The sequence below is a fragment of the Microbacterium sp. CGR2 genome, from assembly GCF_003626735.1.
Lineage (GTDB): Bacteria > Actinomycetota > Actinomycetes > Actinomycetales > Microbacteriaceae > Microbacterium.
In genome coordinates this window covers 477077-499291 of record NZ_RBHX01000001.1, presented here as the reverse complement: position 1 = coordinate 499291, position 22215 = coordinate 477077, and the positions used below count along the sequence as shown (strand labels likewise).

23 protein-coding genes are annotated in these 22215 nt (G+C 68.1%); 11 read left to right on the top strand and 12 right to left on the bottom strand.

Features of this window, described 5'->3' with window-relative positions:
* Positions 1–127 precede the first annotated feature (127 nt).
* Together D7252_RS02670 and D7252_RS02665 are read left to right on the top strand one after the other, a co-directional pair.
* A complete protein-coding gene (locus D7252_RS02670; RefSeq protein ID WP_120776760.1) occupies positions 128–1135 on the top strand; it encodes a LacI family DNA-binding transcriptional regulator in 1008 nt (335 codons plus the stop codon).
* 109 nt (positions 1136–1244) lie between these two features.
* Positions 1245–2342: a glycerate kinase gene (locus D7252_RS02665; RefSeq protein WP_120773978.1), complete on the top strand. Its 1098-nt coding sequence runs from the start codon at positions 1245–1247 to the stop codon at positions 2340–2342.
* Positions 2343–2409: 67 nt separating this feature from the next.
* On the opposite strand, the gene pgm is transcribed toward D7252_RS02665, so the two are convergent.
* A complete protein-coding gene (pgm, locus tag D7252_RS02660) occupies positions 2410–4053 on the bottom strand; it encodes a phosphoglucomutase (alpha-D-glucose-1,6-bisphosphate-dependent) (protein WP_120773977.1) in 1644 nt (547 codons plus the stop codon).
* Between the two features lie 130 nt (positions 4054–4183).
* On the opposite strand from pgm, the gene pheA reads away from it, so the two are divergent.
* A complete protein-coding gene (gene pheA / locus D7252_RS02655; RefSeq protein ID WP_120776759.1) occupies positions 4184–5134 on the top strand; it encodes a prephenate dehydratase in 951 nt (316 codons plus the stop codon).
* A gap of 88 nt (positions 5135–5222) precedes the next feature.
* On the opposite strand, the gene D7252_RS02650 is transcribed toward pheA, so the two are convergent.
* From D7252_RS02650 to D7252_RS02635, 4 genes are all read right to left on the bottom strand, one after another.
* Positions 5223–5432, bottom strand: coding sequence for a methyltransferase (locus D7252_RS02650; protein ID WP_120773976.1), 210 nt, complete (start codon positions 5430–5432; stop codon positions 5223–5225).
* Between the two features lie 121 nt (positions 5433–5553).
* Positions 5554–6594, bottom strand: a complete 1041-nt coding sequence (locus D7252_RS02645) for an LLM class flavin-dependent oxidoreductase (RefSeq protein WP_120773975.1) — start codon at positions 6592–6594, stop codon at positions 5554–5556.
* A gap of 74 nt (positions 6595–6668) precedes the next feature.
* Positions 6669–6896, bottom strand: a complete 228-nt coding sequence (locus D7252_RS02640; RefSeq protein WP_120773974.1) for a DUF2795 domain-containing protein — start codon at positions 6894–6896, stop codon at positions 6669–6671.
* An 81-nt stretch (positions 6897–6977) separates the two neighbouring features.
* The gene (locus D7252_RS02635) at positions 6978–7400 is read right to left on the bottom strand and encodes an Hsp20/alpha crystallin family protein (protein ID WP_120773973.1); all 423 of its coding nucleotides are present in this window, start codon (positions 7398–7400) and stop codon (positions 6978–6980) included.
* Positions 7401–7526: 126 nt separating this feature from the next.
* On the opposite strand from D7252_RS02635, the gene D7252_RS02630 reads away from it, so the two are divergent.
* Together D7252_RS02630 and D7252_RS02625 are read left to right on the top strand one after the other, a co-directional pair.
* Positions 7527–7841 carry a MerR family transcriptional regulator gene (locus D7252_RS02630; RefSeq protein WP_120773972.1) on the top strand — a complete coding sequence of 105 codons (315 nt, stop codon included), beginning with the start codon at positions 7527–7529 and terminating at the stop codon, positions 7839–7841.
* A gap of 38 nt (positions 7842–7879) precedes the next feature.
* Complete coding sequence (locus tag D7252_RS02625; protein ID WP_120773971.1) at positions 7880–9610, top strand: sodium:proton antiporter; 1731 nt, start codon at positions 7880–7882, stop codon at positions 9608–9610.
* A gap of 71 nt (positions 9611–9681) precedes the next feature.
* On the opposite strand, the gene D7252_RS02620 is transcribed toward D7252_RS02625, so the two are convergent.
* Positions 9682–11115, bottom strand: coding sequence for a dicarboxylate/amino acid:cation symporter (locus D7252_RS02620; protein ID WP_183055151.1), 1434 nt, complete (start codon positions 11113–11115; stop codon positions 9682–9684).
* Between the two features lie 152 nt (positions 11116–11267).
* Entirely contained in the window at positions 11268–11615 is a 348-nt protein-coding gene (locus D7252_RS02615) for a hypothetical protein (protein ID WP_183055150.1), read from the bottom strand.
* A 102-nt stretch (positions 11616–11717) separates the two neighbouring features.
* Here D7252_RS02615 and D7252_RS02610 point away from each other — a divergent pair, with 102 nt between their 5' ends.
* Positions 11718–12068, top strand: coding sequence for a YbjQ family protein (locus tag D7252_RS02610; RefSeq protein ID WP_120773969.1), 351 nt, complete (start codon positions 11718–11720; stop codon positions 12066–12068).
* Between the two features lie 150 nt (positions 12069–12218).
* Here D7252_RS02610 and D7252_RS02605 read toward each other — a convergent pair whose 3' ends face one another.
* Genes D7252_RS02605 through D7252_RS02590 form a run of 4 tightly spaced genes read right to left on the bottom strand, consistent with a single transcriptional unit; the run spans position 12219 to position 14474 of the window.
* On the bottom strand, positions 12219–12455 hold the full coding sequence (locus tag D7252_RS02605; protein WP_120773968.1) for a helix-turn-helix transcriptional regulator: 237 nt from the start codon (positions 12453–12455) through the stop codon (positions 12219–12221).
* The gene (locus tag D7252_RS02600; RefSeq protein WP_120773967.1) at positions 12452–13225 is read right to left on the bottom strand and encodes a hypothetical protein; all 774 of its coding nucleotides are present in this window, start codon (positions 13223–13225) and stop codon (positions 12452–12454) included. Before D7252_RS02600 ends, D7252_RS02605 begins: the two co-directional genes overlap by 4 nt.
* Complete coding sequence (locus tag D7252_RS02595; RefSeq protein WP_120773966.1) at positions 13225–13857, bottom strand: DUF2975 domain-containing protein; 633 nt, start codon at positions 13855–13857, stop codon at positions 13225–13227. The genes D7252_RS02600 and D7252_RS02595 overlap by 1 nt, the downstream gene beginning before the upstream one ends.
* Positions 13857–14474, bottom strand: coding sequence for a DUF2975 domain-containing protein (locus D7252_RS02590; protein WP_147406683.1), 618 nt, complete (start codon positions 14472–14474; stop codon positions 13857–13859). Before D7252_RS02590 ends, D7252_RS02595 begins: the two co-directional genes overlap by 1 nt.
* A gap of 222 nt (positions 14475–14696) precedes the next feature.
* Here D7252_RS02590 and D7252_RS02585 point away from each other — a divergent pair, with 222 nt between their 5' ends.
* The 4 genes from D7252_RS02585 to D7252_RS02570 all read left to right on the top strand — a co-directional run bounded on the left by D7252_RS02585 (position 14697) and on the right by D7252_RS02570 (position 19240).
* Entirely contained in the window at positions 14697–17225 is a 2529-nt protein-coding gene (locus D7252_RS02585) for an ATP-dependent Clp protease ATP-binding subunit (protein WP_120773964.1), read from the top strand.
* A gap of 102 nt (positions 17226–17327) precedes the next feature.
* Complete coding sequence (locus tag D7252_RS02580) at positions 17328–17831, top strand: amino-acid N-acetyltransferase (protein ID WP_120773963.1); 504 nt, start codon at positions 17328–17330, stop codon at positions 17829–17831.
* A gap of 9 nt (positions 17832–17840) precedes the next feature.
* Positions 17841–18485 carry a hypothetical protein gene (locus D7252_RS02575; RefSeq protein WP_120773962.1) on the top strand — a complete coding sequence of 215 codons (645 nt, stop codon included), beginning with the start codon at positions 17841–17843 and terminating at the stop codon, positions 18483–18485.
* Between the two features lie 344 nt (positions 18486–18829).
* Entirely contained in the window at positions 18830–19240 is a 411-nt protein-coding gene (locus D7252_RS02570; RefSeq protein ID WP_120773961.1) for a dehydrogenase, read from the top strand.
* A 38-nt stretch (positions 19241–19278) separates the two neighbouring features.
* Here the strand turns inward: D7252_RS02570 and radA are convergent, their stop codons facing one another.
* Entirely contained in the window at positions 19279–20643 is a 1365-nt protein-coding gene (gene radA, locus D7252_RS02565) for a DNA repair protein RadA (protein WP_120773960.1), read from the bottom strand.
* A gap of 146 nt (positions 20644–20789) precedes the next feature.
* Between radA and D7252_RS02560 the strand changes: the two genes are divergently transcribed.
* On the top strand, positions 20790–22205 hold the full coding sequence (locus D7252_RS02560) for a cytochrome ubiquinol oxidase subunit I (RefSeq protein ID WP_120776757.1): 1416 nt from the start codon (positions 20790–20792) through the stop codon (positions 22203–22205).
* Positions 22206–22215: the final 10 nt, after the last annotated feature.

Genomic DNA, 22215 nt, shown 5'->3' with positions numbered 1-22215 from the left:
AGGCGCATCAGCGTGATAACGTCAACATTCAGCTGAGACCGAGAGGATGCCGATGACGGAGGAACGCCGCGACCCATCGGTCCGCGCGCGGCGCTCGTACGGGCGCCCCGCCACCGGTCGCGTCTCGATGGCCGCCGTCGCCGCGTTGGCGGGCGTCTCGGGACAGACCGTGTCGCGGGTCGTGAACGACAGTCCCCGGGTCGATCCCGACACCAGGATGCGCGTCGAGCAGGCGATGGCAGAGTTGGGCTATCGCCCGCACCGCGCGGCCCGCGCCCTGCGCACCGGACGCTCCCAGACCATCGGCCTGGTCGTGACGACGCTCGCCACCGTCGGCAATTCGCGGATGCTGCAGGCCACCGCCGAAGCCGCCGAGGTCCGCGGGTACGCCCTGCTCCTGGTCACCGCCGGCCGATCCGTGGCCGAAGCATTCGTGCGGTTGCAGGATCAGGGGGTGGACGGCGCCATCGTGCTGAACGAGGCGTCCGCGCTGGCCCGCGCCGACGATCGACCGGAGGGTCTGCGACTGGTCGTGGTCGATGCTCCGGCCGGAGACGGGTCCCGGGCGGTGCACAGCGATCACGCGGGCGGCGCGGCCGCGGCGACCCGGCGCCTGCTGGAACTGGGGCACGAGAGCGTCCGACATCTCGCGGGCCCCGAGAACTCGTTCGCCGCGGCGGAACGCGAGCGCGGGTGGCGGGCGGCGCTCGAGGCGGCCGGGATCGAACCGCTGCCCCCGATCCGCGGCGATTGGACGGCCGAATCCGGGTTCGCCGCCGCCGTCGAGCTCGACGAGGCCTCCGCCGTCTTCTGCGCGAACGACCAGATGGCGCTCGGACTCATCCGTGCGCTCGCGGAGAACGGCAGGCGGGTACCGGAGGATGTCGGCGTGATCGGGTTCGACGACGTGCCGGATGCCGCCAACTACCGTCCCCCGCTGACGACCATCCGGCAGGACTTCGCCGCGCTGGCGGTCGCCGCCGTCGACGCGTTGGTCGGTGAGATCGAAGCCGCAGGAGCCACCGGAGCCACCGGAGCCACCGGAGCCGCCGGAGCCGCCGGAGCCGCCGCGGATCCGGTACCGGACATCATCCCGACGCACCTCATCGAGCGTCGGAGCGCCGCCCGCCGCTGACGCGCGTCGGGTGCAGCTGCACCCGGCCGTTTAGACTCTCGGGTGTGATCGACGACGCTCCTGTTCCCCGCCCGTACTCCGTGTCGCGAACCAGGACCCGGATGCCGTCATGACTCGGGTCGTCGTCGCTCTGGACAGCTTCAAGGGCTCCATCACCGCGGCGGAGGCGGCATCCGCCGTGGCCGCCGGGTGGCGAGCCGTCGCCGCGACCTCGCAGATCGTGCTGCGTCCCATGGCCGATGGCGGGGAGGGCACGGTCGCCGCTTTTGCGGCGGCCGACGACACCGCGCGCCTGATGCCGGTCACCGTCACCGGACCGCGGGGTGAGGATGTGGAGGCGTACTGGCTCCTCCTCGCAGACGGCACCGGGGTGGTGGAGCTCGCGTCGACGAGAGGGATCGAACTGCTGGGCGACGAGCGCCGCCCCTGGGATGCCGATACGACCGGGTTCGGCCAGGCCATCGTCGCCGCGCTCGACCACGGCGTCGACCGGCTCGCCCTCGGCATCGGCTCGAGTGCCTCGACCGACGGCGGCGTCGGTCTGCTCACCGCGCTCGGGGGCAGGTTCCTCGACGCGGCCGGCGCACTGATCGCACCGGGTGCGCGCGGGCTGGACGACCTGGCGTCCGTCGACCTCGAGGAGATGCGGGGCCTTCCCGATGGCGGAGCGGTGGTGCTCACCGACGTCACGAACCCGTTGCTCGGCGCCGCCGGTGCGGCGGCCGTGTTCGGACCCCAGAAGGGGCTCGGCCACGAGGACATCGCGCGAGCCGACGCCGGCCTCGCGCGCCTTGCCGCCCTGGTCCCCGCTGACCCGACGATCTCCGGGGCGGGAGCCGCCGGAGGTGCCGGCTTCGCGCTGCACCTGTGGGGCGCGACCCTGACCCCTGGTGCGGCCGAAGTCGCCGAGCTGGTGGGGCTGGATGCCGCGGTGCGTGACGCCGACGTCGTCGTGACCGGGGAAGGGTCGTTCGACGGGCAGTCGGCGGCGGGCAAGGTCCCGTCCTTCGTGTCCGATATCGCGAGGGCGGCCGGCGTGCCGGTGGCGCTCGTCGCGGGGCGGATCACGGCGGATGCCGACACCACGGGATTCGCCGCAGCGGTCTCCCTCACCGAACTCGCCGGCAGTGCCGAGAACTCTCTCGCCGCACCCGCGCGCTGGCTTCATGCGGCCGGAGCCGGGCTCGCAGAGCGCTTCGCCCGCTGAGCCGCATTTCGCCCGCAGAGCGCTTCACCCGCTGAGCCGCGGCTCGACGAGCGTCGAGCGACTCCGTTCAGCTGCCGAGTGCTGCCGACACCACCGCGCGGGCCTCGGCCTGCACCTCGGCGAGATGCTCGGGGCCACGCAGACTCTCGGCGTACAGCTTGTAGACGTCTTCCGTACCGGAGGGGCGGGCGGCGAACCACGCATGCTCGGTCTGCACCTTGAGGCCGCCGATCGCCGCGCCGTTGCCGGGTGCGTGCGACAGCTTCGCCGAGATCTCCTCGCCCGCGAGGGTGGTCGCCGTCACCGCATCCGGTGCCAGCTTCGACAGCGTCGCCTTCTGCTCGGGTGTCGCAGGTGCATCGACCCGCTGGTACGCAGATGATCCGAAGGCCTGCTCGAGCTCGGCGTACCGCTGGGACGGCGTCTTGCCCGTCACCGCGATGATCTCGGCGGCAAGCAGGCAGAGAAGGATGCCGTCCTTGTCGGTCGACCACACCGACCCGTCGTGGCGGAGGAAGGAGGCACCGGCGGACTCCTCGCCGCCGAACGCGACCGACCCGTCGAGCAGTCCGGGCACGAACCACTTGAACCCGACCGGCACCTCGAGCAGTCGACGTCCGAGGGATTCGGCGACGCGATCGATGATCATCGACGACACCAGGGTCTTGCCGACGGCCGCATCACGCGGCCACTGCGAACGATGCGAGAAGAGGTAGTCGATCGCGACGGCGAGGTAGTGGTTCGGGTTCATCAGACCGGCATCCGGGGTGACGATGCCGTGTCGATCGGCGTCTGCGTCGTTGCCGGTGAGCACGTCGTAGTCGGCCTTCTTCTCGACCAATGACGCCATCGCCGAGGGGGAGGACGGGTCCATGCGGATCTTCTCGTCCCAGTCGAGCGTCATGAAGCGCCACGTCGGGTCGACATCCGGGTTGACCACAGTGAGGTCGAGGTCGTGAACCTCGGCGATCAGCGACCAGTACTCGACGGATGCTCCGCCCAGCGGATCGGCGCCGATGCGCACGCCCGCGCGGCGGATGGCATCCATGTCGATGATCGTGGCCAGGTCGCGCACGTAGGCATCACGGAAGTCGTAGCCGGTGATCGCATCCCAGTCGACGTCGGCGAAGCGTTCGCGCTTCACTCCTTCGAGGCCTTTCGCGATCAGCTCGTTCGCGCGGTCGGCGATCCACCCCGTCGCATCCGTGTCGGCCGGCCCACCGTGCGGGGGGTTGTACTTGAAGCCGCCGTCGCGCGGCGGGTTGTGCGACGGCGTCACGACGATGCCGTCGGCCTGCCCGGTGGTGGCGGTGTCGGTGCGGCGGTTGTGGGTGAGGATCGCATGGCTGAGGGCGGGCGTCGGGACCCACGAGTCGCGAGAGTCGACGCGCACGTCGACGCCGTTCGCGAGCAGCACCTCGATCGCACTGCGCTCCGCCGGCAGAGAGAGCGCATGGGTGTCGCGACCGAGGAACAGGGGGCCGGTGATGCCCTGAGACGCCCGGTAGTCGACGATCGCCTGCGTGGTGGCGAGGATGTGCGTCTCGTTGAAGCTGTTCGACAGCGAGGATCCTCGGTGACCGCTGGTGCCGAACACGACCCGCTCGGCCGGAACCTCCGGGTTCGGCACGCGGTCGTAGTATGCGGCGATCAGCTCGTCGACGTCGATCAGGTCAGTTTCCTCCGCGGGGAGGCCGGCACGGCTCGTCATATTCTCAGTCTGCCCCCTGCGGCGCAGGATCGCATCCGCGGCTGAGATATATCGCCCAGGTCTGCGGCGACCGTCTGTGGCGAGAGAGCCTGTGCGAGGAAGTCTGTGGGGAGGAAGGACGAGGGATAGGCTGAACGCCGTGACTGAACGCCGCACCTACAGCTACCTCGGCCCTGCCGGAACCTTCACGGAAGCGGCACTCGACCAGGTCGCCGAGGCTCGCGGTCACGAGTGGCGCCCCGTGCACAACGTCGGAGAGGCGCTCGCCGACGTGCTCGAGGGGCGCAGCGACGCGGCGATGATCGCGATCGAGAACTCCATCGAGGGCGGAGTGTCCACCACCCAGGATGCTCTGGCGACGCTCCCCGGTCTGCGGATCATCGGGGAGTACCTCGTCCCGGTCAACTTCGTGATGGTCGCCGCCCCGGGAACCACCCTCGACCAGGTGAGCGTCATCGCGGCGCACCCGGTCGCATATGCCCAGTGTCACGGCTGGCTCGGCGAGCACGTGCCGTCGCACTCGCACATCCCGGCCGCGAGCAACGTGGCATCCGCCATCGGCGTGCTCGACGGTTCACTTCCCGCGCAGGCGGCCATCGCAGCCCCCGGTATCGTCACGCACTACGACGTGGAGGTGCTCGCCGAAGGCATCGGCGACAACGCGCAGGCCGTCACGCGCTTCGTGCTCGTCACGCGCACGACGGCACCGCCGTCTCCCACCGGTGCGGACAAGACCTCGTTGATCGTCGAGCTCCCGCACGATCACCCCGGATCCCTCCTCGAGATGCTCGAACAGTTCTCGACCCGCGGCATCAACCTGTCACTGATCGAGTCGCGGCCCATCGGCGACGAACTCGGTCGCTACCGGTTCGTCATCGACGCCGACGGCCACATCGAGCACGAACGGATGGCGGACGCGCTGCTCGGCATCCGGCGCTTCAGCCCACGCGTCGTGTTCCTCGGCTCGTACCCGCGCGCCGACCGGCAGATCGTGCAGTATCCCGAGCGGTACTCGGACGACATCTTCGTCGAGGCCCGGGACTGGCTGCGCGGCATCCTCTCCGGCGAACCCGAGCAGTGAACCGGCACGGCTGACCCGCAGCGGTCGGCCGGGCACGGCCGATCCCGGGCCGTCGACCCGCGGGATCGTGGTCGAGCAGAGCTCGGACTCAGTGCTCCTGGAACTGCGGCCAGGCGCTGCCGGGCGGCATGTGCGAGTGCAGGGCGCCCTTCGCGGACGCCAGGTTCGGGTAGGTGCCGGTGGCAGCATCCGATCCCGCCATCGTGACCACATAGCCGTTGTCGTCGTGGCGAATGCTGCCGGCCACTCCGTTGGGTCCGTAGGCGACCCAGAGGGCGAGTGTCCTGGTGGTGCTCATCGTCGAACTCCTTCCGCTGAGGCCGAGGCTACGCCGTGCGCGCCGGAGTCGCCACCCCCGGAGGGGTGTTGCCCGCGACCGTCGAGCCCTCAGAGTGCCGATCCCTCAGAGTGCCGATCCCTCAGAGTGCCGCGGAGATGAGCTCCAGCGTCTGGGTGCGGCCGGGAGCGCTGTCGGCAGGCTCGGACTCGTACGGCGCAGCGACGGGGGAGAGCATGACCTCGTCGACGCCGTACTTCTCGGCGAATGCCCGCAGTTCTGCCGCGACCGTGTCGCCGGTGCCGACGAACCAGCGCGAGCGCGCGGCCTGGATGGCCTGGTCGGTGGCGGCATCCGTCTCTGCGGCGGCGGCCTCCTCGACCGTCTCCAACGCGAGGAGCGGCTTGTTCAGTCGCAACCGCGCCATCATGCGCAGCTGCGGCAGAGCGCGGGCCTCTGCCTCCTCGGCGGTCGGCGCGGCGACCACGTTCACCGTGAGGAACGTGCGCGGCTGCGGATGCGCCTCGCTCGGCTGGTATCCCGTGCGGTACAGGTCGAGCGCCCGCTCCAGACCCTGACCGGAGAAGTGATTGGCGAAGACGTACGGCAGACCGTGGGAAGCTGCGAGCTGGGCTGAGTAGTCGCTTGAGCCGAGGAGCCAGATCTCCGGGGCGCCGACCGGTGCCGGAGTCGCCCGCACGGTGTACTCGCCGCCCGACGTGAAGCGAACCGTCGCGCCCTCGCCGGAGACCAGCGCGGCGATGTCCTGCACATGCCGGGGGAACTGCTCGACGTCACTCGTCGTGCCCGAACCTCGGAGCAACTGCGTGATCACCGGGTCGCTTCCGGGGGCGCGACCGAGACCGAGGTCGATGCGGCCGGGAGCGATGGCCTCGAGTGCGGCGAACTGCTCCGCGACGATCAGCGGGGCATGGTTCGGAAGCATCACCCCACCCGAGCCCAGGCGCAGCCGGGTCGTGCGCGACGCCGCCGCGGCGATGAGGACCGGGGGAGTCGTGGAGGCCACAGCCGGCATGTTGTGGTGCTCGGCGAACCAGTAGCGGCGATAGCCGAGCCGGTCGGCCGTCTGCGCCAGGGTGAGGGAGGAAGCGATCGCCTCGGCGCTGGTCTGGCCGGTGGACACCGGGACGAGGTCGAGGACGGAGAGAGCGAGTTCAGACATCTCCCGGTGTAACCGGCCGGCGGGGCGCCGCATTCCCGTCGCGGGGGTGGAGCTGTGCGATCTCCGACTTCCGATCAGGCGACGACTGGAGACGACGGAGCGAACACGTCAGCGAACGAGGGGCTCGCCAGCCGGTAGCGGATATGCCAGGCGGCGCTGTAGCTCTGCTCGGGGAGCTCCGACAGAAGTGCGCGGTCCTCGCGGCTGAGGCCGTCGCGCGCGGCCTCGCGCAGCAGATCGTCACGCGTCGCCGGATACTCCATGTCGGCGAGGAAGCGGTGGAGCGCGGGGGAGAGGGGCATGGGACTTCCTTTCCGTTCGAAGGGGCGGGGTGCCGGGGGACGGCCACGGATGCCGTCCCCCGGCACCCGGGGGAGCGGGGGTCAGGCGTCGATGGCCTGGCGCTGTTCGCCGGACTCCACGGCGATCTTGCGGGGCTTGGCGCGTTCGCTCACCGGGATGATCACCGAGAGCACGCCGCTTTCGTATGACGCGCTGATGCCCTCGAGATCGATGCCTTCGCCCAGCGAGAACTGACGCAGGAACGAACCGGCGCCGCGCTCGCGGGCCAACCAGCGGACACCCTCTCGGCTGTCCGCGGTGCGCTGGGCGCGGATCGTCAGCTGGCCGCCGTCGAGGCCGACGTCGATCGAACCCGGATCAGCCCCGGGAAGGTCGGCGTGCAGGATGTAGCGGTCGCCGTCGCGGTACAGGTCCACCGGCATCAGCCGGGGTGCGCGAACGGAGTCCAGCACGCTCGCGGCGAAGCGATCGAGCTGACTGAAGGGGTCGAAGGTCATTGCCATGAGGTTCTCCTTTCGTGCGGCCCGGGTGGGCTGTGATTGGATGCAGGTTATCTGCATCACTGGGTATAGATTTGTTATAGAACAAGCACAGCCCATCTCGCAACTCGATCCAAGGAAACTCTCAGCATGGAGCGTCGTGACTCGCGAACACCCCTGTACGGCATCGCCGTCGCTGCCCAGTTGGTCGACCTGCCTGAGGCCACCCTCCGCCTGTTCGAGAGCAAAGGCCTGCTGACTCCCGCACGCAGCGACGGCGGCACCCGGCGCTACAGCGACGACGACGTCGAGCGACTGCGCCGTGCCGCGCAACTCCGTGACGACGGACTCAACATCGCAGGAATCGCCCGTGTCCTCGAGTTGCAGGACGAGAACGCCGACCTGCGCGAAGCGCTCGACGCCCCGACCCCGCGATCATCGCAGGACGGATCGTCGTCGGTCTGAGCCCCGGTCGCACGCCACCGCCGCGTTACGCTTCCTCCATGGATGCCGGGATCTTCTACGTGCTCGTCGGATCGGTCGCCGTGGCGGCCGTCGCCCGATGGCGAGGGTGGCCGGCACCTCTTCTCGTCACGATCGTGGCGCTCGCGGCATCCTTCCTGCCGTTCGTCCCCGAACTCGAGATCGACGGGCACCTCCTGCTCAATCTGGTGCTGCCACCGCTGCTCTACTCGGCGGCGCTCGACGTCTCGTTCGTCGGGTTCAAGCGGAGCTTGCCGCAGATCCGACGACTGGGCGTCACGCTGGTGTTGCTCACCGCCCTCGCCGTCGGCTTCGTCGCCTGGTGGATCTTCCCCTCGCTGACCCTTCCCGGTGCGCTGCTGCTGGGAGCGATCGTCGCGCCGCCGGATGCCGTCTCCGCCGCCGCCATCGGTCGCAAGCTCGGGCTCCCGCGGCGCATCATGACGGTGCTCTCGGGGGAGAGCCTGATCAACGACGCGACCTCGCTGACCCTGTACCGGGTGTTCGCGGCGATCCTGGCCGGCGCGACTCTGACCGTCTGGGACGGCATCTGGCAGTTCCTGCTCGCCGTGGGCGTCGGCGTCGCGGTCGGCCTCGTCTTCGGCGTCGTGCTGCATCAGTTGCGCATGCGCATCAGCGACCCGGTCGTCATCGGCACCTTCGGGCTGCTCGCCCCGTTCGGCGCCTATGCGATCGCGGAGCATCTGCTGGGGTCGGGAGTGCTCGGGGTCGTCGCGATGGGGCTCTACGTCGGCTACAACGCGCCGCGCACCGACTACACCACGCGTCAGCAGGAGGCGCCGCTGTGGCTGTCGGCCGACCTGCTGCTGGAGAGCTTCGTGTTCGCCTACATCGGTCTGCAGTTCCCCCGTGTGCTCAGCGACCTCGGCAGCGAGTCGGTGGGAGACATCCTCCTGCTCTCCGGGGCGGTACTGCTGGTCGTGATCGTCGTGCGCCCGCTGTACATCTACCCGACCAGCGCCTGGTCCAACTTCCAGGATCGGCGCCGACTCGCTCGCCTGGACCGCGGCATCGCCTCCGGAGAATTCGACCGACGCCGTGAGCAGGTCGTGCGCTTCCAGCAGTTCAGCACGGACGAACTGCGCTCGCACGTCGTCCGCGAGCGGATGGCCGGACTGCAGCTCACCTGGAAGGACAACGCCGTCATCTCCTGGGCGGGGATGCGCGGCGTCGTCACGCTGGCGACCGCACTGGCCGCCGCCGACCTCGCGGCGCTGGATGACGAAGCCTCGCACGCGATCGTGGTGGTCGCCTTCATCGTGACGGTCGCGACGCTTCTGCTCCAGGGTCTGACGCTGCCTCTGCTGATCACCCGCCTGGGGATCGCCAGCGATGCCGACCACGCGGAGGACGAACTCGCGCTGGCCGCCGTGCGGGAGAAGAGCCGCGAGGCGGGGAGGGCGTTCCTCGCCGCGAAGCGCACGGAGTGGGAGGCGGAACACGGGTCCGTCGACATGGACATGTTCGACGCGTTCACGCAGCGCATGACCCGGGTGGAGAAGGACACCGACGATGCGCAGGAGGTGTCGGATGTCGCCGGTCGGCCGTCCTACGAACAACTGGCCGCGCTGTCCCGAGGCTGGCTGCAGGTGCGGCGCGAGATCGTGCTTGCGGAGCGCAACGCCGGAAACCTCGACGAAGAGGTCATGCGCGAGCTGCTGACGGCGATGGATGCCGAAGAACTCGCTCTCGACACCCGCAGCGCCACCAAGCACCACGGGCGGGCGTAGCGCGCGACCCCCGGATGCCGAACGCCCCGCCCCGAGAACGGGACGAGGCGCTCCAGTGAAGCGGTCGGAGGTCAGCGCGTGCCGACCGGCTCCTTGCCGGTGACAGCATCCGTCTCCGGTGCGTCGTCGGCGCTCTCCTCGCCCGAGTCGTCCGCGAAGGGCAGGCCCTCGCGGGGTGCGTTGTAGAGCTCCTCGTCGAGGATGCCCTCGCGCTTGGCGACGATCGTCGGGACGAGTGCCTGGCCGGCGACGTTGACCGCGGTACGGCCCATGTCGAGGATCGGGTCGATCGCGAGCAGCAGTCCGACGCCCTCGAGCGGCAGGCCCAGCGTCGACAGGGTGAGCGTCAGCATCACGGTGGCACCCGTCGTCCCCGCCGTGGCGGCCGAGCCGACGACCGACACCACGACGATCAGCAGGTACTGGACGATGTTCAACTCGATGCCGAAGAACTGTGCGACGAAGATCGCGGCGATGGCCGGGTAGATGGCGGCGCAGCCGTCCATCTTCGTGGTCGCGCCGAACGGCACCGCGAACGAGGCGTACGACCGGGGCACGCCGAGGTTGCGCTCGGTGACGCGCTCGGTGAGCGGCAGGGTGCCGATGGACGAGCGGCTGACGAACGCCAGCTGCACCGCGGGCCACACACCCGAGAAGTACTGCTTGATCGACAGGCCGTTGGTCTTGATAAGGAGCGGGTACACCACGAAGATGACGAGCGCGAGGCCGATGTAGACGGCCGCCGCGAACCACGCGAGCGAGGCGAGCTTCTCCCACCCGTACTCGACGACAGCGGCGCCGATGAGGCCGAAGGTGCCGAGCGGGGCGATGCGGATGATCCACCACAGCACGCGCTGGATGACCTTGAGCAGCGACTCGGTGAACGCGAGGAACGGCTCCGCCTTCTTGCCGGCCTTGAGGGCCGCGATGCCGACGGCGACGGCGACGACGATGACCTGCAGGATGTTGAAGCTGACGGACGAGGTCACCGATCCCGCTTCGGGGTCCAGCGAGCTGCTCACCGAGAGCCCGAGGAAGTTCTGCGGGATGAGACCCAGAAGGAAGTTCCACCAGGTGCCGACCGTGTACGGCTCGCCCGGCTCCAGGCCCTCGCCGGCGCGGTTGCCCGGCTGGATGACGAGGCCGAGCGCGATGCCGATGCTGACGGCGATGAACGCGGTGATCGCGAACCACAGCAGCGTCTGGCCGGCGAGGCGTGCGGCGTTCTGAACACGACGCAGGTTCGAGATGCTGGCGACGATCGCCGTGAAGATCAGCGGAACGACGGCCGCGCGCAGCAGCGTCACGTACGAGCTGCCGATGGTGTCGAGGGTCGCGGACAGGCCGTTCGGGCTGTCCGCTGTCGCGCCGAGCTGGCGGGCGATCAGACCGGCGGCGATGCCGAGGACGAGGGCGGCGAGGATCTGGAAGCCGAACGAGGTCAGCAGCTTCCGGACAGGGCCGCGGGTGTCTGGCGCCTTCTGGGCGCGTGCGGTGGTGCTCATGTGGTGGGGAACTCCAGGAAAAGACGCGGCGCGCCGAGTGCACGCCATAACGCCTAACGCTAGGAGCGCCGTTTCATTCCGAGGGCCGATATGACGAAGGATGACGGATGCTCACGGCATCCGTCATCCTTCGGTCCCGCCGTCGGACGGTCTTACTCGGGAGCGGTGGTGCACTCCTGCGCGTGTTCCTGGATGATCTTCGTCGTGAGGTCCTTGTCGGCCTCATCCTTCTGCTTGTCCTCGCCGTTCGCGAGGTACGTCAGGGTCTCGTTGCTCAGCTCGGAGTCGACGAGGTACTCGGCGAGGCATTCGGAGGCATCCTCGGTCAGAAGGTCGGCCTGCCCCTGCGACTCGAAGAACTGCACGAGTCCCTTGGCGACCTCCCCTTCGGAGGGGCGACTCGAGCCGCCGCACGCGGCGAGGGAGAAGGCGAGTGCGGCGATGGGAAGGGCGAGGAGGAGGCGGGTCGAGGTGCGCGGGTTCCGGTCGTTGATGATCATGATGCTCACGCTAACGCTCCACAGAGAATTCATAGAGGGGGTTGCATGGGGAGAGATGCCCACCCCTTCCCGCCGGAGGGCCCGCTCTGCGACGATGTGGTCATGTTCATAGTGACGACCGACGACGTTCCCGGCTACCGCATCACCCGCGTGCTGGGAGAGGTCATGGGGCTGACGGTGCGCTCGACCGACTTCGGCCAGAGTTTCACCGCGGGGTTCCGGGCCCTCGGCGGCGGCGAGATCCCGGAGTACACCCAGGTCATGTACGAGAGCCGCCAGGTCGTCATGGGGCGGATGTGGGTCGAGGCGCAGCAGCGCGGCGCCAACGCCGTCGTCGCGATGCGGTTCGACACCGGATCGATCGGCACCTTCAGCGAGGTGTGCGGGTACGGCACAGCCGTGGTCGTCGAGCCGCTGCAGCCGCCGGCGCCGTCCGCACCGGCGGCGCACTGACCCTCAGGGATCGGCTGCCGGCTTCCGGTCGCAGTTCCCGCCGCCGCGTCCGCTCTCCTTCCGGTCGCAGTCCGTGCCGCCTCAGGCCACGGAATTCGGCCGAAACTGCGACCGGAGCTCTCCGCACCCGGCCGAAACTGCGACCGGTGCTCAGCGGGGCGCCAGCACCAGCAGTTCGCCCACCTCGCAGTGGAGGGCGTCGCAGATCGCACGGAGCGTCGAGTAGCGGATCGCCCGCGCGCGGTCGTTCTTCAGCACCGACAGATTCACGATGCTCACCCCCACCAGCCCGCTCAGCTCGGTGAGCGTCATCCCGCGTTCGGCCAGCAGCTCGTCGAGCCGGCAGTGGATGCCGGTGAACTCCTCGTCGTTCTCGGCCGGGCTCATACCAAGCCCTCCGTGTCTTTCTGGAGGCGCGTCGTCTCCCGTTGCAGGTGCTCCCGCTCCTGCTGAAGGCGCGACCCTTCGCGGAACACCGCGGCGAGGGCGGCGAGGGCGAGGGCGCCGACGAAGGGCAGCGGGGTGACGGTCAGCTGATAGGCCGACGGGAACCACTCGCTGTCAGAAGGGAAGACCTCCCGCAGGGCCGTGGTGGCGGCGATTCCTTGAAGAAGGTCGGCGGCGACGCCGATCAGCAGAACCGCGATCGCGCCACCGTTCAACGCCCGCGTCACGGTGCGCGAGAAAGTGCGTCCGCGCAGCGTCTGGAAGCAGATCATCATCAGGATGACGGCAGGCATCGTCGACAGAGCGAGCGTGCTGAGTTGCGCGGCAGCGGCGAGAAGGCGGAGTCCGAGCGATGCGTTGCCCACCGTGAATCGGGTGAGGGCTTCGCCCCCGCACGTCAGTATCGTGTCATCGCTGTCGCCGAACTCGGAGCAGGGCAGCGCGGCCGGCCAGTCCACCCACACATTGGTGGTTCCGTCGAGTTCCGCCCAACTGACCGAGAACGCCTTGATGACGATGAACAGGGCGCCGACGACCGCCATGATCACCCACCAACCCGAAACCGTGAGTGCGGCATCCAACGCGATGGTGCGGCTCCCGCGCTTCTTGCCGCGCCAGACGACGACCGCGATGATCGCTGCCGTGACGACCAGTGCGATGCCGATGTTCGCCAGCGACGGCCAGAGTTCGGATGATCCGAAGGTGAGCATCAGACGAGTCCTTCCGTGTCCTTCGCGAGAAGGTCCTTCTCCTGCCGCATCCGGATGCCGCGGCGGAAGGCGACCGCGATGAGACCCGTCGCGACACCCGCGCCGAAGATCGGCAGGACCGACCAGAACTCGAGCGGGTGCACGGGTTCGCCGGCTCCGATCCCGAGCGCGGCGGTGACCCCGTTCCGGCCCATGGTCTCGAGGATCACGATGAGTACGGGAGCTGCCGCGAGGGTCCAGCCGATCGCATCGAATGCGCGTGCGTTGCCAGGGACGAACACCCGCCCTCGAAGCAGGTTCCAGGCGACGAGGGCCACGGCACCGATCACCACGACGGCAGCGACTGCCCAGAGCGCGATCGCTCCGATGATGGCGGCGACGGAAACCGGGTTGACGTCGGTGGCGAAGACCATCGCGTGCTGCGCGATGCCCTCGATCGTCACCGCGCCGGAGTTGGTGGTCGCGGATATCGGCTGCTCGTCGATGGGGATCGACCAGGCGATGCCGACGTCGCGGAACGTGCTGAGGATTCGGAGCTGCGTGGCGATGCCCACGATCACCAGTGCGGCAGCGCTGAGGAACATGACGGTGACGGCATCCGCCTTCTCCGACCGGTTCGATGTCGTCGTCATCAGACGAGCCCTTCCGTCTCGCGCTGCAGTTTGTCGCCGATGACGAAGGCCGTGCCGATGACCGCGATGATGAACGCGGCGAGGATGAACGCCACGGGTTCGACGGTGATGATCGAGTTCTCGATCGCGTTGTCGGTGATCACGGATACGGTCGCGTTGGCGAGCATGTTCTCGAAGAACCGCACGGCGGCGAAGCCGACGAGACCGGTGATCCCCGCTGTCATCACGAGTGCCGTGTTGCGACGGCTGAAGACGCGACCGCTGAGCGTGCTCCGTGCCAACAGGATCAGGCAGCCGATGACCACGATGATCGTGATCATCTGGCTGACCTGGCCGATGATGCCGGGTACGGCGGCGATCGGGGGAAGCTGGGCCGCGGTGATGGTCGCCTCATCGAGGCCGAGCGTGATGGTGTCGGTCCCGTCGCCGAGGGGCGCCTGCACCGGCTGCCCGACGAACTCGACGATGACGGGAACATCGGTTCCGCGGGCCAGTTCGACGATGCGGAAGATCGAGTACACGACGAAGTTCGCCGCGATGGCGAGGCCCGCGATGCAGAAAGCAACCAGCGCGGCGGTGTCGCCACGGGTCAATGTCCGTTGCTCGGTCGAAGTCACGATCACTCCTTATCGATAGTCGTTGTTAGCGATAATCGTTAACATAACGCTTGTCGATAAACCCCGTCAACCCTGCGCGGCAGAAACGGCACGTTGTCACGCCGCTATGCCCAGGGCGAACACGGGCATACACCCGCCGGGCGGTGGTTACTCTCGATGTACAGGCGCAGAGATCCGTCACCGGCATCAGCGCTTCGCCCCGTGCGAATAAGGAGTCACAGCATGTTCGAGAGATTCACGGACCGAGCCCGTCGAGTGGTCGTCCTCGCCCAAGAAGAGGCGAAGATGCTCAACCACAACTACATCGGAACCGAGCACATCCTGCTCGGTCTCATCCACGAGGGTGAAGGCGTCGCCGCCAAGGCCCTCGAAAGCCTCGGCATCTCCCTCGACGCCGTGCGTGAGCAGGTACAGGACATCATCGGCCAGGGGCAGCAGCAGCCGACGGGTCACATCCCGTTCACCCCGCGCGCCAAGAAGGTGCTCGAGCTCAGCCTCCGCGAGGCGCTGCAGCTCGGCCACAACTACATCGGCACCGAGCACATCCTCCTCGGCCTGATCCGCGAGGGCGAGGGCGTCGCCGCGCAGGTGCTCGTCAAGCTCGGCGCCGACCTCAACAAGGTCCGCCAGCAGGTCATCCAGCTGCTCTCCGGCGCTCCGGGTCGTGAGACCGCATCCGTCGGCGCGCAGACCAACGACTCGCCCGCCGGCACGCAGGGCGGCTCCGCGGTGCTCGACCAGTTCGGTCGCAACCTGACCCAGGCCGCGCGCGACAACAAGCTCGACCCGGTCATCGGCCGCGAGAAGGAGGCGGAGCGGGTCATGCAGATCCTCTCCCGTCGTTCCAAGAACAACCCGGTCCTGATCGGTGAGCCCGGCGTCGGAAAGACCGCTGTCGTCGAGGGCCTCGCCCAGGCGATCGTCAAGGGTGATGTGCCAGAGACGCTGAAGGACAAGCAGCTCTACTCGCTCGACCTCGGCTCGCTCATCGCCGGTTCCCGCTACCGCGGAGACTTCGAGGAGCGCCTGAAGAAGGTCACCAAGGAGATCCGCACCCGCGGCGACATCATCGTCTTCATCGACGAGATCCACACCCTCGTGGGTGCCGGTGCCGCCGAGGGCGCGATCGACGCCGCCAGCATCCTGAAGCCGCTCCTCGCCCGCGGAGAGCTGCAGACGATCGGTGCGACCACGCTCGACGAGTACCGCAAGCACTTCGAGAAGGATGCTGCACTCGAGCGTCGCTTCCAGCCGGTGCAGGTGAACGAGCCGACGCTGCCGCACGCGATCAACATCCTCAAGGGGCTGCGCGACCGCTACGAGGCGCACCACAAGGTGCAGATCACTGACGGCGCGATCGTGGCCGCGGCGAACCTCGCCGACCGCTACGTCTCCGACCGGTTCCTTCCGGACAAGGCGATCGACCTGATCGATGAGGCCGGCGCACGCCTTCGCCTGTCGATCCTGTCGAGCCCGCCCGAGCTGCGGGAGTTCGACGAGAAGATCGCCAAGGTCCGCGAGCAGAAGGAAGTCGCCAGCGAGGAGCAGGACTTCGAGAAGGCGGCATCCCTGCGTGACGAGGAGAAGAGCCTCCTTGCGGAGCGCCTGCGCCTCGAGAAGCAGTGGCGTGCCGGCGACGTCGCCACGTCGGCCGTCGTCGACGAGGGTCTGATCGCCGAGGTTCTGGCTCAGGCCACCGGCATCCCGGTGTTCAAGCTCACCGAGGAGGAGACCAGCCGTCTCGTCTTCATGGAGAAGGCCCTGCACCAGCGCGTCATCGGTCAGGAAGAGGCGATCGCCGCTCTGTCCAAGACGATCCGTCGCCAGCGCGCCGGACTCAAGGACCCGAAGCGTCCTTCGGGCTCGTTCATCTTCGCCGGCCCCACGGGCGTCGGAAAGACCGAACTCGCCAAGGCTCTCGCCGAGTTCCTGTTCGACGACGAAGCCGCCCTGATCTCGCTCGACATGAGTGAGTTCGGTGAGAAGCACACCGTCTCGCGTCTGTTCGGTGCCCCTCCCGGGTTCGTCGGATTCGAAGAGGGCGGTCAGCTCACCGAGAAGGTGCGCCGCAAGCCGTTCAGCGTGGTGCTCTTCGATGAGATCGAGAAGGCCCACCCGGACATCTTCAACTCGCTGCTGCAGATCCTCGAAGAAGGTCGTCTCACCGATGGTCAGGGTCGGGTGGTGGACTTCAAGAACACCGTCATCATCATGACCACGAACCTCGGTGCCCGCGACATCGCGGGTGGCCCGGTCGGCTTCCAGGTCGAGGGCAACGACTCGACCAGCTACGACCGGATGAGGGGCAAGGTGAACGAAGAGCTCAAGCGGCACTTCAAGCCCGAGTTCCTCAACCGTGTCGACGACATCATCGTGTTCCCGCAGCTGTCGAAGCCGGAGCTGGTGCAGATCGTGGATCTGTTCACCAAGCGCCTGGGCGAGCGTCTGCTCGACCGCGACATGACGATCGAGCTGTCGCAGGCGGCGAAGGAGCGTCTCATCGAGATCGGGTTCGACCCGTCGCTCGGTGCGCGTCCGCTGCGTCGCGCGATGCAGCACGAGGTCGAAGACCGCCTGTCGGAGAAGATCCTGCACGGCGAGCTCAACCCCGGCGACCACGTCAAGGTGGATGCTGCAGACGGCCAGTTCCTGTTCGAGCACGGTCCGCGCGGAGAGAAGGTGTCCGTCGGAGTGAACACCGGCGGGGCCATCTCGGGCACCCCCGATCTGGCGGTCGCCAGCGGAGAGTGACCTCGCGACATACGGGAAAGGGCGGATGCTTCGGCATCCGCCCTTTCCTGTGTCCGGCCCGTGTTCAGGCCCTCCGGAGGCGGCGGGTTCTAGGCTTGACCCGTGAGCGAGTACATCGTCCGGCCGGCGCGCAGCGCCGACATCGCCGGCATCCGGAATCTGTTGCAGCCGCTCGTCGAGAAGAGGATCCTGCTCGGCAAGGATCTCGCCGTCCTGTACGGCGCCGTGCAGGAGTTCGTCGTCGCGGAGGCGGATGGCGAACTGATCGGATGCGGGGCCCTGCACGTGATCTGGGAGGATCTCGGCGAAGTCCGCTCCCTGCTCGTGCGTGACGACTGGCTTCATCACGGCGTCGGCCGCGGCATCGTCGACCACCTCGAAGCGACTGCCCGAGCGCTCGGATTGACGCGACTGTTCTGCCTCACCTTCGAAGTCGACTTCTTCGGCCGCCGCGGATACACGCCCATCGGGGAACAGGTCGTCGACCCCGACGTGTACTCGCAGCTGCTGCGCAGTGGCGACGCCGGTGTGGAGGAGTTCCTCGACCTCGCGCATGTGAAGCCGAACACGCTCGGCAACACCAGGATGCTCAAGAGGCTGAACTAACCTGGAAGCATGCCCTCCCGAGCCGTGTACCGCCGTCGACGACTTGCGGTCGTCGGCGGCCTGATCCTGGTACTCGCCGCGATCGGCGTGGGCGTGTGGTTGCTGGTCGCTCAGCCGTGGGCCGGGGCGGCCGCCGAGTCCGATCCGACGCCCTCCGCATCGGAGTCTCCGTCGCCGACACCCGACGAGAGCCCGGGAACCGATTCGCCTGAGCCGACACCTGCAGCGGAGCAGACGCCTGCGATCGTCGCCTGCGCGGCGAAGGACGTCGAGGTGACGGCGGTGACTGACTCGGACACCTACGCGGCGGATGCCTTGCCGAAACTGTCGATCTCGCTGAAGAACAAGGGCACGACGGACTGCACGATCGACGTCGGTTCGACAACGCAGGTGATGACGGTGTCGAGCGGGTCCGACGTGTGGTGGCGCTCGACCGACTGCCAGGAGAACCCGAGCAGCATGATCGCGACGCTGGCTGCGGGGACGACCGTCACCAGCAAGGAGCCCGTCACCTGGGATCGCACCCGCTCGAGCGTCGAGACGTGCGATCAGGAGAACCGTCAGCGTGCTCCTGCCGGTGGCTCGTCGTACCACGTGGCCGTGTCCATCGGCGGGTTCACGAGTGCGACGACCAAGCAGATCCTGCTTCACTGACCAGGCGTACGGCTCGTACCCGCAGCGAACGGCCCTTGCCGCCTTCGGAATTCATCGTCATTCGCCCGTGCTGATGCGGATCGCGGCGACTGCGGGCCTTGTGAGCACGCGGGGCAGACACCGCGCATTCTTTGGGATACCATTGAAGCGACTCTCCGCATCAGCGGCATAAGCCATCCCCAATGGCGTCGAACTTACAGCGTCCCCAGCGCTTCGACACCGCCGCTCGAGAGTCCGAGGGCCCTCTCGAGTACCCCAGTCCCCAATGGATGACTCGAGAGGGCCCCTTATCGTCTCGGCGACGGGATGTCCCTGGCCATCGCTGCGCTGAATAAGCTGGACTCATGGCAGCGAAGAAGGCGAAGCCCGCCAAGAAGAAGCCGGCACCGGAGGATTTTCGGTCGGATGCTCTGGCATTGGCCCTGGAGAAGCAGGACGTCGCTGCGGTCGCGCTGGCGCTGCGGCATGGCACGACCATCGTCCCGCTGATCAAGCCCGGCGCGCGGGACAACCCTCGCGACAGCGGTGAGGTCTGGACCTACCGCGACCCGAACACCGGCGATCTCGCGCTCCTGCTGTTCAGTGACGCGAAGAACAAGCCCGAGAACCTTCCGCCCGGCGTGGGCATCTACACGGCCGACTGGCTGCGGAAGTTCCTCGCCGCCCACCCCATCACGACCGTGTTCCTCGACATCGCCGGGCCCCACCCCATGCAGGCGGATCCTGTCGAGCTGCTCAAGGCGCTCGACGCGTAGCACCCGGTCGCCCGAGCACGGGCCGCGTCACGTCTGCATCAGAACGGCGGGATCTCTCGCTCGTCGCGGCGGCGAGGGTGTCGCGCCTGGACGTCGCCCAGAGCGCCGACAAGAGTCTTCGATCGATCGTCGACGACCTGCTCGTACCCGAGACGTGCCGCCTCGGAGCGTCGCTGGGCGGACTGCGTCACGGGGCGGATCTCGCCCGCCAGGCTGAGTTCGCCCACCGCGGCGACCGTTCGTGGGACCGACGTGCGCTGGACGGACCCGGCGACGGCGATCGCGATCGCGAGGTCGGCGGCAGGCTCGGTGAAGCGCACCCCTCCGACGGTCGAGACGTACACGTCGAGGTTGCTCGTCTTGATGTGCGCGCGTCGTTCGAGGATGGCGAGCACCATGGCGACCCGCGACGCATCGAGGCCGTGCACCACGCGACGGGGGTTCGGAGCGGTGGTCACCACGGTCAGCGCCTGCACCTCGACGGGCAGCGCCCGGCGACCCTCGAGCGAGATCGCGACACAGGTGCCTTCGGCGGTGGCCTGTGAGAGAAACAGGCCCGACGGGTCGGGGACCTCGGCGATCCCGTCACCGGTCATCTCGAAGCACCCCACTTCGTCGGTCGGGCCGAACCGGTTCTTGAGCGCGCGGATGAAGCGCAACGACGTCTGTCGGTCGCCCTCGAAGTGGCAGACGACATCGACGAGATGCTCGAGCACACGGGGCCCGGCCACTTGACCGTCTTTCGTGACGTGTCCGACGAGGATGATCGGCAGGTCGCGGTCTTTGGCCACCCGGATGAGCGTGGACGCGACCTCGCGCACCTGACTCGGCTGACCGGCTGCGCCGTCGGTCAAGGAAGACGACACGGTCTGCACCGAGTCGACGATCACGAGCTCGGGTTTCACCTCGTCGATATGGCCGAGGATCGTCGAGAGGTCGGTCTCACTCGCCAGATACAGCTCGTCGTGAAGTGCCCCGGTGCGCTCGGCGCGCAGTCGCACCTGCCCCGGCGACTCCTCGGCGCTCGCGTAGAGAACGCGTCGTCCGGACCGGGCGGCCTGCGCCGCCACCTCGAGCAGGAGCGTCGACTTGCCCACGCCCGGTTCGCCGCTGAGCAGGATCGCCGCCCCCGGCACGATCCCGCCGCCGAGAACGCGGTCGAACTCGCCGACGCCGCTCGTGCGCCGGGGAGCGTCTTGCGTGGTGATCTGCGTGATGGGGCGCGCGGCGCGATCGGCGGTCGGGGCGAGCGCGGTGACGCGTCGGAGGATGCCCGTCTGCGCGGCCTGCTCCTGGACCGTGCCCCATTGCTGACACTCCCCGCAGCGGCCGACCCATTTCGCCGTCGTCCACCCGCATTCGGTGCAGACGTAGGCGGGGGGAGCGGGTTTGCGGGTGGCCATGCAGCCAGGCTATCGGCGGCATCTGACATCCCTATCAACCAGGGGATTTTCCCGCCGGATCTCCTTCGTCGCCGGCGACGGCGCCGGGATAATCGAAGAGAGGGCAACGGGGCCGCGCAACCGGTCCGACAGAACAGGTGATCCTCATGGAATGGCTCGATCCGCTCATCCTCTCCCGATGGCAGTTCGGTCTCACCACCGTCTACCACTACCTGTTCGTCCCGCTCACGATCGGCATGGCCCTGGTGGCTGCGATCTTCCAGACCGCGTGGGTGCGCACCGGCAAGGTCCAGTACCTGCACCTGACGAGGTTCTTCGGGAAGATCTTCCTCATCAACTTCGCGATGGGGGTCGTCACCGGCATCGTGCAGGAGTTCCAGTTCGGCATGAACTGGTCGGACTACTCGCGCTTCGTCGGCGACGTGTTCGGAGCCCCGCTCGCCTTCGAAGGGCTGCTGGCGTTCTTCTTCGAGGCGACCTTCATCGGACTGTGGATCTTCGGGTGGGACAAGCTTCCGCAGAAGCTGCACCTCGCCACCATCTGGTGCGTGTCGATCGGCAGCATCCTCTCGGCGTACTTCATCATCGCGGCCAACGCGTTCATGCAGAACCCGGTCGGATACATCTACAACCCGGAGACGAACCGTGCCGAGCTCACCGACTTCTGGGCCCTGCTGACCAACCCCGTCGCGCTCGCCGCTTTCCCGCACACCATCTTCGGCGCGCTGATGTTCGCCGCCGGGGTCGTCATCTCCGTCTCCGCGTGGCACCTCGCGCGGGGCCAGCACTTCGACACGATGCGCATCTCGCTGAAGTTCGGCCTCTGGGCGATGCTCGTCTCCACCGCCGGCGTACTGCTCACCGGTGATCAGCTGGGCCTGGCGATGTACGCGGCGCAGCCCATGAAGATGGCCGCCGCCGAAGCCACCTTCAACACCGTCTGCGGGTACGACGCCTCGTTCAGTCTGTTCACCCTCGGCACCCCCGACGGCAGCTCGGAGCTCTTCTCGATCCGGGTGCCGTACCTGCTGTCGATCCTGTCGACGCACTCCCTCGACGCCTGCGTGCACGGCATCAACGACCTCAACGGTGAATACGCCGAGACCTTCGCCGCGACCGGACTGACCGAGTTCGCCCCGATCCTCTGGGTCACCTACTGGGCGTTCCGCTGGATGATCGGCCTGGGCATCGCCGCAGCGCTCGTCGCCGTCGCCGGTCTGTGGCTCACCCGCAAGGGCGCGAAGAAGCCGCCGACCGCGTGGATGTGGAAGCTCGCGATCTGGTCGTTCCCGCTCGCGCTCGGCGCCAACATCATGGGCTGGGTCTTCACCGAGATGGGCAGGCAGCCCTGGATCGTCTTCGGTCTGATGACCACGCAGGACGGCGTCTCGCCGGGCGTCAGCGGGGTCGAGGTCCTCATCTCGCTCATCTCGTTCACCGCCATCTACGCGGCTCTCGCCATCGTCGAGATCCGCCTCATCATCCGGGCCGCGCAGAAGGGGCCCGACACCGAAGAACAACCACACGACGAGACGGCCCAACTGCCGTCGGTCGTCTACTGAGGGGGAGGAG

Coding starts and splice junctions, on each gene's coding strand:
- D7252_RS02670 (WP_120776760.1), top strand. CDS start 128: ATGGCCGCCGTCGCCGCGTTGGCGGGCGTCTCGGGACAGACCGTGTCG.
- D7252_RS02665 (WP_120773978.1), top strand. CDS start 1,245: ATGACTCGGGTCGTCGTCGCTCTGGACAGCTTCAAGGGCTCCATCACC.
- pgm (WP_120773977.1), bottom strand. CDS start 4,053: ATGACGAGCCGTGCCGGCCTCCCCGCGGAGGAAACTGACCTGATCGAC.
- D7252_RS02650 (WP_120773976.1), bottom strand. CDS start 5,432: ATGAGCACCACCAGGACACTCGCCCTCTGGGTCGCCTACGGACCCAAC.
- D7252_RS02645 (WP_120773975.1), bottom strand. CDS start 6,594: ATGTCTGAACTCGCTCTCTCCGTCCTCGACCTCGTCCCGGTGTCCACC.
- D7252_RS02640 (WP_120773974.1), bottom strand. CDS start 6,896: ATGCCCCTCTCCCCCGCGCTCCACCGCTTCCTCGCCGACATGGAGTAT.
- D7252_RS02635 (WP_120773973.1), bottom strand. CDS start 7,400: ATGGCAATGACCTTCGACCCCTTCAGTCAGCTCGATCGCTTCGCCGCG.
- D7252_RS02630 (WP_120773972.1), top strand. CDS start 7,527: ATGGAGCGTCGTGACTCGCGAACACCCCTGTACGGCATCGCCGTCGCT.
- D7252_RS02625 (WP_120773971.1), top strand. CDS start 7,880: ATGGATGCCGGGATCTTCTACGTGCTCGTCGGATCGGTCGCCGTGGCG.
- D7252_RS02620 (WP_183055151.1), bottom strand. CDS start 11,115: ATGAGCACCACCGCACGCGCCCAGAAGGCGCCAGACACCCGCGGCCCT.
- D7252_RS02615 (WP_183055150.1), bottom strand. CDS start 11,615: ATGATCATCAACGACCGGAACCCGCGCACCTCGACCCGCCTCCTCCTC.
- D7252_RS02610 (WP_120773969.1), top strand. CDS start 11,718: ATGTTCATAGTGACGACCGACGACGTTCCCGGCTACCGCATCACCCGC.
- D7252_RS02605 (WP_120773968.1), bottom strand. CDS start 12,455: ATGAGCCCGGCCGAGAACGACGAGGAGTTCACCGGCATCCACTGCCGG.
- D7252_RS02600 (WP_120773967.1), bottom strand. CDS start 13,225: ATGCTCACCTTCGGATCATCCGAACTCTGGCCGTCGCTGGCGAACATC.
- D7252_RS02595 (WP_120773966.1), bottom strand. CDS start 13,857: ATGACGACGACATCGAACCGGTCGGAGAAGGCGGATGCCGTCACCGTC.
- D7252_RS02585 (WP_120773964.1), top strand. CDS start 14,697: ATGTTCGAGAGATTCACGGACCGAGCCCGTCGAGTGGTCGTCCTCGCC.
- D7252_RS02575 (WP_120773962.1), top strand. CDS start 17,841: ATGCCCTCCCGAGCCGTGTACCGCCGTCGACGACTTGCGGTCGTCGGC.
- D7252_RS02570 (WP_120773961.1), top strand. CDS start 18,830: ATGGCAGCGAAGAAGGCGAAGCCCGCCAAGAAGAAGCCGGCACCGGAG.
- radA (WP_120773960.1), bottom strand. CDS start 20,643: ATGGCCACCCGCAAACCCGCTCCCCCCGCCTACGTCTGCACCGAATGC.
- D7252_RS02560 (WP_120776757.1), top strand. CDS start 20,790: ATGGAATGGCTCGATCCGCTCATCCTCTCCCGATGGCAGTTCGGTCTC.